This is a genomic window from Enterobacter soli (genome assembly GCF_964208575.1).
Taxonomy (GTDB): Bacteria; Pseudomonadota; Gammaproteobacteria; order Enterobacterales; family Enterobacteriaceae; genus Enterobacter; species Enterobacter soli_A.
The window spans coordinates 42,498-58,307 of sequence record NZ_CAXOFU010000024.1 but is presented as its reverse complement, the minus strand read 5'-3'; the positions used below and the strand labels follow the sequence as shown (position 1 = coordinate 58,307).

The 15,810-nt window shown below is 55.0% G+C and carries 15 protein-coding genes and 1 tRNA gene; 3 read left to right on the top strand and 13 right to left on the bottom strand.

The genetic code is table 11. From position 1 onward, the window contains the following. Nucleotide 1: 1 nt before the first annotated feature. Together proA and AB6V08_RS20115 are read left to right on the top strand one after the other, a co-directional pair. The gene (gene proA, locus AB6V08_RS20120) at nt 2-1,255 is read left to right on the top strand and encodes a glutamate-5-semialdehyde dehydrogenase (protein WP_368544578.1); all 1,254 of its coding nucleotides are present in this window, start codon (nt 2-4) and stop codon (nt 1,253-1,255) included. A 112-nt stretch (nt 1,256-1,367) separates the two neighbouring features. Then, a tRNA-Thr gene (locus tag AB6V08_RS20115) sits at nt 1,368-1,443 on the top strand. Nucleotides 1,444-1,515: 72 nt separating this feature from the next. Here AB6V08_RS20115 and AB6V08_RS20110 read toward each other — a convergent pair. From AB6V08_RS20110 to AB6V08_RS20070, 9 genes are all read right to left on the bottom strand, one after another. Beyond that, complete coding sequence (locus AB6V08_RS20110; RefSeq protein ID WP_368544577.1) at nt 1,516-2,352, bottom strand: alpha/beta fold hydrolase; 837 nt, start codon at nt 2,350-2,352, stop codon at nt 1,516-1,518. Nucleotides 2,353-2,692: 340 nt separating this feature from the next. Then, entirely contained in the window at nt 2,693-3,280 is a 588-nt protein-coding gene (locus tag AB6V08_RS20105) for a Crp/Fnr family transcriptional regulator (protein ID WP_368544576.1), read from the bottom strand. 118 nt (nt 3,281-3,398) lie between these two features. Beyond that, the gene (locus tag AB6V08_RS20100; RefSeq protein ID WP_368544575.1) at nt 3,399-3,878 is read right to left on the bottom strand and encodes a hypothetical protein; all 480 of its coding nucleotides are present in this window, start codon (nt 3,876-3,878) and stop codon (nt 3,399-3,401) included. Continuing rightward, on the bottom strand, nt 3,875-4,654 hold the full coding sequence (locus AB6V08_RS20095; RefSeq protein WP_368544574.1) for a transcriptional regulator: 780 nt from the start codon (nt 4,652-4,654) through the stop codon (nt 3,875-3,877). Before AB6V08_RS20095 ends, AB6V08_RS20100 begins: the two co-directional genes overlap by 4 nt. A 17-nt stretch (nt 4,655-4,671) precedes the next feature. Next, nucleotides 4,672-5,859 (bottom strand): HD-GYP domain-containing protein, encoded by a 1,188-nt coding sequence (locus tag AB6V08_RS20090; protein ID WP_368544573.1) that lies wholly within the window; start codon nt 5,857-5,859, stop codon nt 4,672-4,674. Between the two features lie 55 nt (nt 5,860-5,914). Beyond that, nucleotides 5,915-7,087, bottom strand: coding sequence for a fimbrial protein (locus tag AB6V08_RS20085; protein ID WP_368544572.1), 1,173 nt, complete (start codon nt 7,085-7,087; stop codon nt 5,915-5,917). 24 nt (nt 7,088-7,111) lie between these two features. Then, a complete protein-coding gene (locus AB6V08_RS20080) occupies nt 7,112-9,616 on the bottom strand; it encodes a fimbria/pilus outer membrane usher protein (RefSeq protein WP_368544571.1) in 2,505 nt (834 codons plus the stop codon). Nucleotides 9,617-9,649: 33 nt separating this feature from the next. Then, a complete protein-coding gene (locus tag AB6V08_RS20075; RefSeq protein ID WP_368544570.1) occupies nt 9,650-10,363 on the bottom strand; it encodes a molecular chaperone in 714 nt (237 codons plus the stop codon). A gap of 33 nt (nt 10,364-10,396) precedes the next feature. Continuing rightward, nucleotides 10,397-10,957 (bottom strand): fimbrial protein, encoded by a 561-nt coding sequence (locus AB6V08_RS20070; RefSeq protein WP_368544569.1) that lies wholly within the window; start codon nt 10,955-10,957, stop codon nt 10,397-10,399. Nucleotides 10,958-11,384: 427 nt separating this feature from the next. Here AB6V08_RS20070 and AB6V08_RS20065 point away from each other — a divergent pair, with 427 nt between their 5' ends. Continuing rightward, a complete protein-coding gene (locus tag AB6V08_RS20065; protein WP_368544568.1) occupies nt 11,385-12,005 on the top strand; it encodes a LysE family translocator in 621 nt (206 codons plus the stop codon). 44 nt (nt 12,006-12,049) lie between these two features. On the opposite strand, the gene AB6V08_RS20060 is transcribed toward AB6V08_RS20065, so the two are convergent. The 4 genes from AB6V08_RS20060 to AB6V08_RS20045 all read right to left on the bottom strand — a co-directional run bounded on the left by AB6V08_RS20060 (nt 12,050) and on the right by AB6V08_RS20045 (nt 15,777). Then, nucleotides 12,050-12,307: a YjhX family toxin gene (locus AB6V08_RS20060; RefSeq protein ID WP_368544567.1), complete on the bottom strand. Its 258-nt coding sequence runs from the start codon at nt 12,305-12,307 to the stop codon at nt 12,050-12,052. Nucleotides 12,308-12,568: 261 nt separating this feature from the next. After that, complete coding sequence (locus tag AB6V08_RS20055; RefSeq protein ID WP_368544566.1) at nt 12,569-14,020, bottom strand: hypothetical protein; 1,452 nt, start codon at nt 14,018-14,020, stop codon at nt 12,569-12,571. After that, entirely contained in the window at nt 14,020-14,865 is an 846-nt protein-coding gene (locus AB6V08_RS20050) for a hypothetical protein (protein WP_368544565.1), read from the bottom strand. The genes AB6V08_RS20055 and AB6V08_RS20050 overlap by 1 nt, the downstream gene beginning before the upstream one ends. Before the next feature lie 3 nt (nt 14,866-14,868). Next, complete coding sequence (locus AB6V08_RS20045) at nt 14,869-15,777, bottom strand: helix-turn-helix transcriptional regulator (RefSeq protein ID WP_368544564.1); 909 nt, start codon at nt 15,775-15,777, stop codon at nt 14,869-14,871. Nucleotides 15,778-15,810: the final 33 nt, after the last annotated feature.

Here is a 15,810-nt window from a genome sequence, read left to right as displayed (position 1 = left end):
CATGCTGGAACAAATGGGCGCAGCTGCGAAAGCCGCCTCGTACAAACTGGCGCTCCTTTCCAGCCGCGAGAAAAACCGCGTGCTGGAAAAAATCGCTGATTATCTGGAAGCGCATTCCGCTGAGATTTTGCGTGCCAATGAACAGGATCTCGCTGAGGCGCGTGAAAACGGCCTGAGCGAAGCTATGCTCGACCGCCTGGCGCTGAACCCCGCGCGTCTGAAAGGCATCGCTGACGACGTGCGTCAGGTGTGCAGCCTGGCGGATCCGGTCGGGCAGGTGATTGACGGCGGGCTGCTCGACAGCGGTTTGCGCCTCGAACGCCGCCGCGTCCCGCTGGGCGTGATCGGTGTGATTTACGAAGCGCGTCCAAACGTCACTGTTGATGTTGCTTCTCTGTGCCTGAAAACGGGCAACGCCGCCATTCTGCGCGGCGGGAAAGAGACCTGGCGTACCAATGCCGCCACCGTGCGCGTTATTCAGAAGGCGCTGGAAGAGTGCGGCTTGCCGGCAGGCGCAGTTCAGGCAATCGAAAGCCCGGATCGCGCGCTGGTCAACGAAATGCTGCGCATGGATAAATACATCGACATGCTGATCCCACGCGGTGGCGCGGGCCTGCACAAGCTGTGCCGCGAGCAGTCGACAATCCCGGTGATCACCGGCGGTATCGGCGTGTGCCACATCGTGGTGGATGACACCGCGGAGATCGAACCGGCGCTGAAGATCGTCGTTAACGCCAAAACCCAGCGTCCAAGCACCTGTAATACGGTGGAAACGCTGCTGGTGCATCAGGGTATCGCCAGCACCTTCCTGCCCGCGCTGAGCAAGCAGATGGCGGAAAGCGGCGTGACGCTTCACGCGGACGCTGATGCGATTGCCCTGCTCAAAGACGGCCCGGCGACCGTGGTTCCGGTAAAAGCGGAACAGTACGACGACGAGTTTCTGTCGCTGGATTTGAACGTGAAGGTGGTTGCGGATCTTGACGACGCCATTGCGCACATCCGTGAACACGGTACGCAGCACTCTGATGCGATCCTGACACGCACTCTGCGCAACGCAAACCGCTTTGTGAACGAAGTGGATTCTTCCGCCGTTTACGTGAACGCCTCAACCCGCTTCACCGACGGCGGTCAGTTCGGTTTAGGCGCGGAAGTGGCCGTCAGCACCCAGAAGCTGCACGCTCGCGGCCCGATGGGGCTTGAAGCGCTGACGACGTACAAGTGGATCGGCTTCGGCGACGATACGATTCGTGCGTAAATAAAATAAGGGTGGTGCAAAAATAGCCGTTTGAGTCTCAAGGCCATTGACGCATCACCCTGTTAGATCTACTCTTTTGCCCCGTGGTTACGCTCGTAACCTGCCTCTCAGGGCCGATATAGCTCAGTTGGTAGAGCAGCGCATTCGTAATGCGAAGGTCGTAGGTTCGACTCCTATTATCGGCACCATTTTTCTGTCCCGGCACCAAAAAATCTCACCCGCTCACCGCTGCTCTGTCCCGCTCGACGTTAACCGCCCGCTCAGCTGCGAATAAACTCAAGAATATCCTTGTTGATGGTATCGGCATGCGTGGTGTGCATCCCGTGCGGATAACCAGGATAAACAATTAACTTGCTGTTTTGCAGAAGTTTATCCTGCTTAAGCGCTGCCGCTTTGTAAGGCACCACCTGGTCATCATCGCCCTGGATAACCAAAACCGGAACGCTGATGGCTTTCAAATCTTCCGTCTGGTCGGTTTCGGAGAACGCTTTGATACCTTCGTAATGGGCTTTTGCGCTTCCCATCATGCCCTGACGCCACCAGTTTTGAATGGTCCCCTGGGATATCTCGGCGCCATCGCGGTTAAAACCGTAGAACGGGCCGGATGCGACGTCTAAATAAAACTGAGCACGATTCGCTGCGAGCGCGGCGCGGAAACCGTCAAAAACATCCACAGGCGTGCCGTCTGGGTTGTTTTCCGTTTTGACCATCAGCGGCGGAACCGAGCTAATCAGTACCGCTTTCGCCACGCGGTTTTGTGGCTGGCCGTATTGAGCAACGTAGCGGGCAACCTGACCGCCGCCGGTTGAGTGGCCAACATGGATGGCGTTTTTCAGATCCAGCGTTTCAACAACAGCGTTAACGTCTGCCGCATAGTGATCCATATCGTGGCCTTCACTAACCTGATCGGAACGGCCGTGGCCGCGGCGGTCGGTAGCAATCACTCGATAGCCCTGTGACAGGAAAAACAACATCTGATTATCCCAGTCATCGGCGCTTAGCGGCCAGCCGTGATGGAAAACGATAGGTTGCGCATCTTTATTACCCCAGTCTTTGAAGTAAATTTTAACGCCGTCTTTTGTTGTAGCAAAAGCCATGTTGAATACTCCGTTATCTCAGGCAATACGCTAACGAAGTTCAATTAACGTACTGTCTATGCAGTTAATTAATATAACCTGGGGATGTCGTTATTTCCCCGGTTCCAAAACTACGCTTCGCAACGTGATAACTAAAGAAGAAATTACCTATCGATAAATAAAATAAAGTCAGCGCAGCTAACCTGTATTTTATTTACCTTAAAATCATCCTGCTTATAAAAACAGGCTATTAATTATGGTCAGCGATCTCTATTTTAGCAAATAAGAAATTTCACTGGCTGTTTCCCCCTCTTTTTTTACCCCGTTTTATCTGCCCGGTTTTAACATTTCTCTTTTAGCCTCAGCACTTACCCTCATCCAGCACAACCAGCTCTTTTTTGTTGACCACCACTTTACGCTGCGCCTCCAGGCTGTCGAACGCGCGGGCCAGGGTTGACTGGGAGATACCGAGCAGCTGAGCCAGCTCTTTTTTGCTCAGGGGCAGCTCCAGAACGCGCTGTCCGTAGCCATATTCCCTGTTGATATCCACCATCAGCTGAATAAATTCACCCACTTTTTGTACCCCATCGCTTTGCACCAGCACGCTGATAAACCGCTGCTTCTCCCTCGCTGAGCGGGAAAGAATATCGATAATAAACTGAGTAAAATCATGGGTTATCTGGCTGAAATGGTAAAAATGGGTGTTTTTTAACTCGCACACCTCCGCGTCCGTCGCGGCCTGCACGCTGTACTGATGCTCTCCGGAAAAGAGTTCATCCGCTCCCATTACCTGGCCGGGAAAGACAACGCCCTGCAGCACCTGCCGCGAGTCATACACTTTCGCTATCCCGCGACGCAGGGCGTATAGCGCCCGCACGGGCGTGCCGTTCTCATAGATAAACGCGTTTTTGGCGATGTGCTTTTTGCGGGCGATGTCCTTAACAAACATCGGCTCCTGCCGGTCAAAAAGATACGCGCGGCAGACGCCGGCAAACCCACATTTATCGCAGCCGACACAGTTATTCTTTTTCATAGGTAATAATATTGATCAACGTTTCCTGTAACGCTTAATGCTCAATCACGCAGTTCATCAACGGTGAAAGCGTATTGCCGATGGTAATAAAACTGTCATCATGTTTATGCAGATACATAGAATGCTCGCCGGTGAGGAAAAATATTTTAACAGCAAGAGGGGCGATCTCGGTCGGAACGGTATCATGCGGCATCGCTTCCTGAGACAGAATTTTAATTCTGTATACGTTATTTTTAAGCAGAAGATAGTCAAAATTCACATAGCGCGAAAAGGTATAGCTTTTACCTTGGTAAGTCATATCGCCGAACAGCGTAAATTGTCCGGTTTTGCTTTTAGAAAACTCAAATAATATGTTGCCTTCAAATTTAAGGGCATCGCTGGTGTTGCTGTCGTTATAGGTGAAATTAGCAAAGCAGCGGTCGTCGAAATAGGCCGAAGAACGGTCATTTATTCCCCAGATAAGCTTCCCGGTCAGGACGAGCGCAATCGCCGCCAGCGTCAACGCGATTTTCATTTCATTTTCCAGTTAAAGGCATAGTGGTTTTCACAATAGGCGAGCGCGTCATTTTCAGAGTCCAGAGGGCAAAATGAATAAAAAATGCGTCCGCGACCGCCGTAAAAAACGCTGGTCTGAATATTTACAAGCAGGCTCGCCGTATGTTTTTGGCATTTATCTTTCAGATCGGGCTGGGCCGCCAATAACACCTCGTACAGCCGTGTGCGGGCGTCCTGTGAAAGATGCTCAAAGGTTTGAAGCGTGCATTTTTCAAGCTTACCGATATCGGTAAGGCTTGAATAACGGGCATGGCTTATGGGCGGGTTCCAGGCCCAAATATTGGCGGCGACCAGAGCAAGAATAATTACCCCCGCGGCGATATAGCCTAACGGCAGCGTTTTTCGTGGTGGCATTACGCGCGGCCGAGACACGTCGGGAAGCGGCGCGTAGGGCTGCTCCAGGAGCTGGACGTCGATATCGGCAGAAAAGTAAAAGCCCACTTTCGGGACGACGATAATCGACTCTTCGATATCCGTCAAAGAGGTCAACGTTTTGCGCAATATACTAATGTACTGATTGAGCGACGAACTTGAGCCAGTATGCCCGGCGGATTCCCAGACCTCTTCCAGCAAATATTGCCGTTCAAGCACCTTCCCCGGAGAAGCAATAAGCAACGAAAGAATACTGTTCGCGGTATGCGTCAATTTCTGCGCTTCAGCAAGCTCGGAACCAGGAATCGTTAGCTCCCCAATTTCAGTATCGTAAACGACTCTGCTGGCTATTAAATATTTCATTATCTGTTCTTACAGCGTTAACACATCGCGACAAGCGGTTTCACAATCTCAATATTATGGTCGAGCAATGTGACAATGTCCCGGTCAAGCCGGTAATTCGCCGCTTCTTCACGCAGGATCTTCAGGGCCATTTCGCTCTGCATTCCCTGCCGGTAAGGGCGGTTTTCCGTCATGGCCGTAAAGACATCGGCAACGGCGAGAATACGGGAGGGAATATCCAGCGAGGCGGCGCCCAGCCTGAACGGATAGCCGCTGCCGTCGAGCCGTTCATGGTGGTTGGCGGCCCAGTTGACGATATCCCCTAGTTCCGTAATCGGATGGAGCATGACCAGCGTTTTATAGCTGTGCTGCTTCATCATCGCGTACTCGTCCGGTTCGAGGGCGCCCTGCTTTTCGAGAATGGCAAGCGGCGTAAAGAGTTTGCCAATATCGTGCAGGTAGCCCGCGATGCAGATCTTCTCCTGCATATCGATGTCATAGCCATAAAGTTCGGCGAGCTTAGCCGCCACGTGCGAGACGCTGGCGCTGTGGGTGCGGGTAAAGCTGCTGTATTTATCCACGATTTTGGAGATGAGCTGGCACACTTCCAGAAAATCGTGATGATCCAGCATCTGATCCTGCAGCGGGCTGATGGCATTCAGAACCTGCGAAAGGGTGGGATTCCCCAGCCGAAACCAGAAGCCGTCCTGCTGGCTCGCGCCGCGCAGCGCCGCTTCTAGCGAGGCGGGCCAGCGTTCTGACTGAGCAAAGAAGTCCGCAATAATGCGTTCGCGCCGGGCGCTGTAATCCCCGCTAACCCCCCGCAGAAAGAGCTCGAAGGTATCGGCCATATGCAGCATATGATGCACCAGCGGCAGCGTTTTCTCGCCCGAGTCTGACCACTCGGTGTGGTGGTTCTCCAGAATCGCGGTAACGGGCTGCAAAAAGCGAATGCCCGCGGTCATCGAACCCGCCAGCTTTTCATGCCCGTCGAAAAATCCCTCGTTCCCCGGCGCAAGCCGCTCGCGGTCTTTTTCCAGAGAACCGATATCGTGCAGCATGCCCGCCAGGAAGGCATTACTCATGCCCGCTTTATCCAGCCCCGCGCGCTGGCTCAAATACCAGGCAATGAGCGTCGTGCGCTGCAGATGATTGACCAGGTCTACGGAAATGGGGGAAATAATGTTATGCAGTAAATTCAGTACGGTTTGAACAGATATTTTCATGGCGTCCTTCGGCAGCGGTGTTAATTAAAAAAGCGGGTGTTTCTTCGCCTGAAATTCAGTCATAGCCAAACATCACCTGTGCCGTGGCGACGATGGTTCCCGTTGAAAGTGCCGACGCGTTATAGACTTTGTAATACGCATGAAGGTAGATATTCTCGACCTCCTGAATATCGTCATCTTTCGCGATTTCAAGAAGCGGAGTGGCATTTTCGATACTGCTGCTGCCCGATATTTTGATTTCTTCGTGAAAGCCGAAGAGAGACTGGGTGCGAATGGCAATGCCCACGCCGCCGGCTGTCGTTTCATCATTCACCATCGTTTGATAGCTGCCGTCGGTGGTCACTAAATCATTGCTCGAGAGCCAGGCCTTAATATTCCGGGTGGCCTTTTTAATTCCCGCAAGATTCCCGCACTTAATCGGGAGGATAAAATTCGTCCCGTTGGCTCGGCCATTCATTTTCAGCTCTTTAAGCGGCGCAGAAGGGAGTTTGACCGTCAGATCGTGCACCAGATTGCAGGTGGTCTGTTTCGGCTCGAACTGAATAGTCATTTTTTCATACGCCAGAAAATAATCCGTGTCCCAGCTTTTACGTGACGCCTCCGTCATCATGTTATTCCACGCGCGCCAGGCGTACGTTTTACTCGAGAGGAGAGGGGAGTCCGACCCGGCACCCGTCCCGCTCATGACCGCGGGGATCACGGTTAATGCGCCGCTGGTGGTGGTTTTGGTATAGGTGGCCACGCCCGTCGGCGGCGTAGAGAGCAGTTCCGCCCGCAGCGTATATTGCGTCTGGTAGCCGATGGAGTGGATACCCACAATGCCGCTCACCGTGACTTTCTTCGCCCCGACGATCTCGGAGGTGACTTTAATCCAGTAGCTGCTTTCGCCGTCTTTGCTGCTGAAGTGAAGATACACCGGATTATTATTAAACCCGGTGAAGTAGTAGAGGTGATCCTGCAATAGTCCCCCGATACCGACGTTACCGTAAGTACAGGTCATGCTGCCTGACCAACTGGTGGTGTATGTCCGTTCCACCACGTTGGAGCTAATAAACTCCGAGGATAAATTCAGCGATTTGTCCGCTTCGGCAACGCTCTTGAATAAAATACCGCTGTTACGGCAGGTATCGCCGGTCACCCCTCGGGCTTTATTGGCTCCCTGCGCCGCGAAGCCCGGGATCAGGATTAGGCTAAAGACGGCAAGGAACAGTAAAAATGATTTTCTCATGACGGTTTTTATACTCGTGGTCGGTTAACGGCAAATATTGACGGCATGTTCCGTCGGCCGCGTAATTACGCAGGAACGTTTCACTTTGCCTTTGCTGGTATTAATGCGGATGGCGTCCGGCATCTGGTCAGACTTAATGAATATCTGGCTTCCCTGGGCGACATAGCCCAGCTCCTCATTCTTAAGATCGGTAACCAGCGCGCCGAACGGTAGCTGGCCGCCGCTGCTGTCCTGCAAATCGAGCGTGAACACCTTGCGGGTATCGGTTTTGTACTTCAGATACGTGATGCTGCCTTCATAGGGGGCGATATTGAGCAGATTGCCCTGTAAATCCACGTCGCTGCTTTTTGTCCCGTCCTGCTCCAGATGGAAGTTGTTCAGCCGGTAAGGGGTGGCGCTGGCGATCAGGGCAATGCCGTTATGATTGGTACGCGTTGAGCTATCGCCATTTACGATAGCGCGTTCGACGCCCGGCGCGTCCAGAATCACAAAGTTGCGCCCGGTGTTTGGCGAGGTGATAACCCCTCCGCGCCACGCCAGAATATTGCCGCTGGCCCCCAGGTTGGCCTGGCGGTATTCCCGGGACAGCGTCAGCCCGCTGTTCAGGCTGGTCGCGTCGTTTTTCCAGCTGGTGTACAGGTCGGCGGATCGGGAGTCGCCCTCGCTGTCGTGCGCCAGCATCAGGCTGTAATCCACATCCTGCGCGCTGCCGCTCAGGCTCACGTCGGATGACGCGTATTTCCCGCGCTGGACGGTCGCGTGCGTCGAAAGGCTTCCCGGGCTGCCGAACAGGGTCAGCGGAATATTGACGGAGAAATAGAGGTTGTTCTCCGTTCTGTTGCGGGTGCGCAGAGAGGTGACCACGTCGCCTTCGTAGTCCGTTTCATCGTTGTAGTAAGACTGAGTCACTTCGGTGCGGCGCAGCGAAACCGCGTAGTTCACGCTTTTATAGGCGTTGCTCCAGGTCATGTTGTACTGGCGGCTGGTCTTTTGCCCCCGCCAGTAGTCGCGCCAGTAGGCGGACAGCGACAGGCGACCCAACCCCTCCGCCAGCGGCTGGTTGAGGTTGGCGCTAAAGGCCTGCTTGCTGTTAACGGTGGAGGTGCCGGTTCCGCCGTAGTCCTTAATGTTGGCGCGCGTCAGAATATAGTCGTTAAACGAGGCGTAATTCTGGGTGCGGTAGTAGTAAGAGGCCAGCGTCAGGTTGGTTTGCGTCGGGAAGGATTTACTCCACGAGAGCGCGTATTTTTCCCCGCGACGGCGGCTCTCGCCCGGCAGTTGGTACTGCGACTGTTCAAGAGAGGCGGAAAGCGACCCGACAAAGGGCACCGACAGCGCGCCGCCCAGCAAATACGAGGCGTAGTCCTGGCTCCAGAGCGTTCCGGCGGTGGCGGTGACATAGTTATTGATCCCGCGTGAATAGCTGAACTGCGCAAACTGGCTGTGGTCATCTATGCCGCGCATATCCACTTCGCCGGCGTTGAACTGGTAGTCGCTGGTGCCCGGGCGCAGCATGTCCGGAATGGAGGAGAAGGGCACCACAAAACGCTCGGTGCTACCGCCATTGTTTTTCACCTCAACGGAGAGATCCCCTCGCGAGCCGGTAGGCATTAAGTCGCGGATCGCGAACGGCCCGGCGGGGACGTTTACCTGGCGAATGATGTGCCCGTCCTGGTAAATGCTCACTACCGCCGAGCTGGTGGCGATGCCGCTGATAATCGGCATATACACGCGCTCGCTGTCGGGCATCATCTGGCGGCTTTTATTCAGCGTCAGGCCGCGAAAGCGCACCGTATCGAAGTAGTCAGAGGTCGTGTAGGTACGGCCAACGCGCATCAGCGCCCCGACCGCAGGCATCGGTTTTTCCAGATAGCGGGTGGTGTTGATCCAGTATCCTTTGCCGATATCGCTGTAGCGCATCCACGTCGAGTTATCGATCAGATGCCAGTCCGCCAGGTTGAGCCCGCTGTTCAGCGACAGGTAGACGTTGTCGCTGTTGCCGTAGCCCTCGCGCAGGCCGTGAAAGTTGTAATAGTTGAGGTTGTAGTTGGTGTACAGGCCGTTGATGCCCCGGTCCCACTTCTGGGGGGCGATCCAGTTTTGCTTTTCGCTGGCGACGAAGGCCTGGGGAATTTCTAAATCCAGACGCAGCTCGCCCGGGTTGAGCCTGCTTTTGCCGCCGTGTAGCAGGGTGGTGACATCAACCCTGCTGGCGTTTTTCTTCCCGATAACGTCGTCGAGTTCGAGTATGCCCAGCAGGGGCACATCCTCGGCCTGAATCTGCACGGTGCCCTTGTCGTCGTTCGCCACGGTCAGCGTAAATTTCCCGCGCCACGCGTTGTTGATGTAAACGTCCAGGTCGTAGGTGCCCGGCGTCATCACAAGCCTGGCGTTGCTCCAGTCCATATCGGCTGAATTACCGACCAGCAGGCTGCTATTAAAGGTTTCTCCGCACGCGCCAAAGGAACACAGGGCGAGGCTGACGGAGTGAACCAACAGGCTTTTTCTAAACTGCGATCTGTTCTTCATGAGATTCGAACCCGACATGAGCGTTGTGCGTAATCAGTGGAAGGTGCTGAATCGTTTGGCGCCGTAATCGTCGAGCCAGGTCAAACGGTACTGCGTCCCGGACCGGATTTTGTCGGGCACCAGAGCGCAGCCGAAAGGCGGAATAAACACGGTGTCGCTCAGCAGATTGTCAGTCCGCTCCTGCTTTAGCTGCCCACCCTGCCAGGCCACAACCTGAGGAATGGTCAAAAAGTAAGGCGAGTTATTTTTCAGGCAGGCGTGGCTACCCGACGTGGAAATCGACACCTTCTCGATAACGGAGCTGTCCAGCTCCTGTAGCGACGCCGGACGATAAAACACCTTGATACGGTTGCGGATTGCCACCTGCAGGTAGTTGTCGGCGCTGCCTGCAGGTTTAGGGGGAACGTCCAGCACGTTCAGCCAGAACACGCTCTCCCGGTCAGCGGGAAGAGACGCGGTGTTGATGCCGGTAATTTTGAGGGTTTGCCCGCTGTGGGCATCCATTTTGACCACCGGCGGCGTAATGGAAAACGGCACTTTGATCTTTTCCGGAGCCGCAGAGGGATCGCCCTCGTCGAGCCAGGATTGCACCAGATGGGTTTTATCGCTCTCGTTAACCAGCTGAACGGAAACGAATTTCATGTCGCCGGGATAGATCACGCGGGTCTGATTAATCACCACGCTGGCAAAGGCCGTCTGTGACGCCAGCGCGCCAAGGAGAAATAAGGTGAATTTTTTCATGGTCATTAGAAACCGGGGATGCCTCCCCGGTTGAGGTCATTAATCGTAGCTAAATGAGTAGGTTGCGTTGGTCACAACTTTACCAGTGGTCACTGCGGCGCCGCCGAAGTTGTAGTAGTTCGCGTGCATCGTCAGCGTTACGCCGTCGGTGCCGGAGACATCGTCAGAGGTCAGGCCGGTATTGAACGCGGTGTCAAAAGGCACGGCGGTGGTGCCGTCTTTGGTCAGGGTAATACCCACGCCTTCAGCGCCGTTGTCGCTGTAGTTGGTCAGGTATTTACCGTCGTCGGACAGGTTGCTGCTGGTGAAGGTGATTTTCAGCGTTTTGGTCGCGGTATCCGCCGCGGTGCAGTTTTTCAGACTCATGGTGAAGTCTTTATTGTTGGCGCTCACGATACCCGGGGTGGTCCCCATATCCGTCAGCGTAATTGGCGCCAGGTTCACCGTGAAATCAGAACCGTTGTTGGTGGTTACGTCACAGGTGGTATCGGATACGGAGCCGTTGAAGGTGATAGATCCCCCCGCGACACCGGTAGTTTCTGCGGCCAGTGCAGCACCAGAAAACATGATAGCTGCGGCGATTACTGTTTTTTTGAACATGTTTTATATCCCGTTTTTCAAAATCATTTTGCATCCCTGGCGGTCGCGAAAGGCGTTGCAGAACAACGTGTATCGCCACTCCGTTATGTCGGAATATAAAACCATTTAAGAGTGTAATCTTAAACGTAAATATCGCTTAAATGATTTATTTAAACTTAAACCACCAGTTTTAATCTTTTCTATAGATTTATAGTCTGTTGTTATTGGTGGTTACAGGCAGGAAGAAAAAGGAATGGCTATTTAAAATAGTCTCAAAATCGTCAAATGACGTTTTTTGTGTGGTCGGCGCGGCGTGTATTTAACATGGTATTAAATTATCGCTAATAACCTCGTGACAATTAAGCCTGTTTCGACGCGCACCTGCGAAATTTAGGGTGTTGCCGCTTTGTTAAATTTTCCATAGACTCGTCGTTTTCGGAGAAGCACCATGTCCGTCACCGATGCCCTTCTGGCCTATACCCTGGCCGCCACGCTGTTAACCTTAACCCCCGGTCTTGATACCGCCCTGATCCTGCGAACCGCGGCGGCCGACGGCAGTAAAAAAGCCGTGCATGTGGCGCTGGGGATTGATACGGGCTGTTTTATCTGGGGAGCGCTGGTGGCGTTTGGCCTGGGCGCGCTGCTGGCGGTGTCCGACGTGGCCTATTCGCTTCTGAAGTGGTGCGGCGCGGCGTACCTCTGCTGGCTGGGTCTTCAGCTGCTGCTTCGCCCGCGTCAGCAGTTTTCGCTGGCGGCGGAGGGCAGCGCGCGCAGCGGTAACGGCTTTATGCGCGGGATGCTCGGCAACGTGCTGAATCCGAAGATGGGCATTTTCTATGTCTCATTCCTGCCGCAGTTTATCCCCGCCGGGCATTCGCCGTTTGCCTGGACCTTTTTGCTGGTATCCATTCATGTACTGATTGGTACGCTCTGGTCGTTAACCCTGATTATCGCCACGGGCTATGCGGCGCAGGTGCTGAAAAAGCCCGCGGTCGTGAAGTGGATGGACAGAACCACCGGCGTGGTGTTTTTGCTGTTCGCTGCAAAGCTGGCGATAAGCAAGCGGTAGACAAACGCCGCCTGACGGGCGGCGTTTGTCCTGTTCCTCGTGCCTTATTGATTATCCAGCTGTGCGCGAACGTTGTTCAGCCCGGTGGTGTTAATGCGATAAGGCTGCCCGTTAACCGAGCGGATCAGCTTTTTGGTACGCAGTTTCTTGAAAACGGCGAGCGTGCAGTCGCTGAGCACCAGTCCCTCGCGGGTGTAGCATTCAACGGAAGTGACGCGGCCAGAGCTGTCGCGGACGTGCACAATACGTCCACCTTTTGCGAGAACGTGTAAGGTACGTTGTTCCTGACGGGATAAATTCATACCGGAAAACCTGTTTCATCATCATGCGTAAAAACGTGCCCACACCAGCAGGTGCGTGCGTAAGGTTTAAGCGCAGCGATAACCAGCCCGTCCTGGAAAGGCGGGAAACTGATTATCTGATGATGACATTCTCCAGCATCAAAGCCTCGGTGAGTGGTGAAAGGTATTTACGCGCTGAATGTTAACGCACCCGTTCCGTAAGGGAATAAGAGAAGCGAAGAAATGTGAGCTTTCTTACAGAACGGGCTGTAGCCCCGCCCATCACGCCGTCATAAAGGCGTCCAGGTCATCGGCATTTTTGATAATTTTGTCGTCTTCCACCCCATACGCCTGCGCGAGCGTGATGCTTACCTCCAGCAGCTGACGGTTATTTTCGACGTTAAACGCTGCCGCCGTCAGTTCACCCAGCGCGGCAAACTCGCTCAACAGGCGGTTGAGCACCTGCTGTTCGAGCGCGTTAAGCCGATGGGCAAACTCGTCCATGCGGGCCTGTAACGCCTGACGCGCTTTGCCGTCGAGATTTTTGGCAACGCTGACCATGAACTTACCGGAAATCGACCCCACCAGCGCCCCCAGCACGGGGACAGGGATCAGCGCCTGACCCGCAGCGGTCATGGCGCCGACGATGGCCGACTCGGCGCAGACGATAAGCCCGAGATCGGTAAACTCATCCAGACTGATTTCACCGCGCTGATAAGAGAGGGACAGGCTTGCCACGCCCTTGGTGGCGGTGACCAGGGCGCTGGCGAACGGCGCACCCATCGAGGCGTAGTTCGTCAGGGTATAGATTGCTCCGGCGGATACCCCGCCGATTGCCGCCCCTTTCAGCGAGTCCAGCCCGACGTCCTGCCAGTCCTCGGCGCTGAATTCGCCGCGAAAGACGTTTTTGCCGTCGCGGTATTTACGGTAGATCCCGGTGCCGAGCGCAAAGGCGCCGCCGAACGCGGCCCCCATCGCCGTCGCGCGCAGGCCTTCCGCCAGCGACGGCTGGTGATCGTCGATAATCTCGGCGCGTTTCGCCTCGTTCTTTTCAGCCAGATCCTGGTCGTGTTTATCCAGCGTGGAGTCGATTTTTCCCCACTGCACTTCGCTGTAATCCGATACGCCCGGGCGAACCACCTCGTTGAAGGGCAGGCCGGTTTGCTGTTCGATTTCAGCGACTCTGGCCTTAATCGCCTCTATGGTGCTGGATTTCAGCCCCTCGACCGGCTTGCCGTCGAGAATGTCCTGAATCTCCTGCCAGGTGTCTTTGGGTATTTGGTAGAACGACCCGTCCTTGCCGAAGTTTGGATAGTCGCCCATATGGCCCAGCACGGCCTTCAGGTTGTTGTGCGTACCGTTGATGAACTTGGACTGAACGTCAAAGCCGTCGATGCGGTAGTCTTCCGGCGCGGTGCGACCCACCCCTTCAAAGGTGGCGCGAAACGTTGAGCCATCCTGCAATGTTTCATCCAGCGCCTGATGCGAATTGCGCACGGCCACTTCAACCTGCTCGGCGATTTCGCCGTGTTTGGTGCCCATGCTGCCGAGAATATTGCCGGGAGAAGCGATAAAATCGCGCACTTTCTGCATCTGCGCGCTCGCCAGATCATACGCAATATCCTGCCGGGTGAGGTGAAAAAGCTCGTCGTTGATCCGCGCCTGGTTAAGGGCATTCACCGCGCTGCCGATCAGCTGATCGCCGACCGGGGTATGATTGTTGACGTTCTCCATCACTGGATCTTCTTGTTGATCAGTTTTGATAAGGCGTTGATGTGGTTAATCAGTGCGCCAAGCTGTTCTCGTTGTCCGGCGTTAAACTGGGTGAAGTCGCGCGGGGCGGTTTTCTCCAGCACGTCCACGATGCTCTCCGTGCCGTGATAATGTTCCGAGGTCAGGCTTTTCAGCTCGTCGGCACTGCGCTGTACGATGTGCAGCTTCGAGGTTTGCGAGCGTACCTCGCGCTCCTCAGCCTGGGCCTGTTCGATGATTTTGCCGTTCTTGCGACGCGCCAGTAAGGTGCCGCCGGCGATCCCCACCGCGCCAATCCCCCAGCCGACCGGGCCTGCAAGCGCCAGCAGCGCGCTGCCTGCGGACATGCCGCCGCCGCCCGCCGCAAGCGCGCCGCCGCCGAGCCACGCCAGCGCGGCGTTGGTTGCAGCAGCGCCGCTTAGGGTGGCAATGGCGGTGCCTGTCGACGCCGTACCAAAGGTTGTCGCCACTGCCAGCGCCGCCGTTGGCGCAAAGGCCGCCACGCCTGCGCCCACGGCAACGCCCGCCGCCGCGGTGCCTTTGCCTACGTGGGAGGCGCGGTACTCTTCTTCCAGCTTTTCAACCACGTCGTCGAACTCGGCAATTTCGGCCTTCAGCTCGCTCCAGGATTTGTCGAACTCTTTTGGCGTATTCGCCAGTCGGTTGATGAAGTGTTCACCGCGCGTAATCAGGTCTGTACTGCACTTCTGGCGCAGCACAAACAGCTCGGTAATGACGTTTTGCGTGTCCTTCGCCTGCTGCTCGTAGCGCGTGGTGGCCTGGGAAAGGCTCGCTAAGGCTTCTTTTCTCTCGGATCCGCGTAACATGTTTTACTCCTGCTGTGTCAGTTCAAAATGTGCCCCGCCGCACTGCGCTGCCACTTCTGCCATTTGCTGAGAGAGCTTCTGGAGAAAATGGTGTTGCAGGCTGGCCGGGGAAATAATGGTGAGATGGGGGAACCAGTAGCGTAATAGCGGAAACAGCTGGTTTTCATGCGCCATCTCGGTTTGCACGACTAAATCGCCGTTGGGCTCCTGCCGTACTATTTTTTGCGCAGGCAGCACGCTGCGGCGCTGGAAGTAATAGCTCACCTCCGCCGCAATTTTGATTTGTACGGTCTGCTTATTCAGGGAAAACCACACGTCGTCTTCTTCCGCGAAATATTTCGCGATATGCGCTTCCGGGGTGAAATGCTCAGACGTCAGGGTTAACCAGCGAATTTTACTGAGCTGATATCCCTTCACGTTGCCGTCTTCCACGGCCCCGAGATACCACACGCCTTTGATATTGATCAGCTGATAGGGCGCCACGCGGCGCAGCCGGTCTTTATAGTGAAATTCGCAGATGCTGTTCTGGCGAATGGCTTTATCAAACAGGCTGAAGTTATTCTCCAGAACGCGTTTCGCCTCCGGGTCGCCGGGCAAGGCGCGGATGCTGAGCGAGGAGAGATCGGGCTTGAGGATAAGCTTACTGGCAGGAATAAGCTCCTCTATCCCCAGAAGGCTGACCAGATTCTGCAGCTCTTTTAGGGTTTGCGGTTTGGCATAGGCGGGCGCCAGCCGGTAGATACCGTTGCCGTCATGGATAATACGATCCCCCAGACGGTTAAGGTCGCGATACAGCGTGCGCTCGCTGATGTTAAATTCATCCAGCAGCTTTTGCCGTGAGACAAAACCGTGCTGGTATAGCGCTGAAATAATGGCGGTTATCCGCTGAACCATAACCTCGTGCCCGCTCATGCCTGTTCCCCTGACGATGTTTTCTTAAGGCTA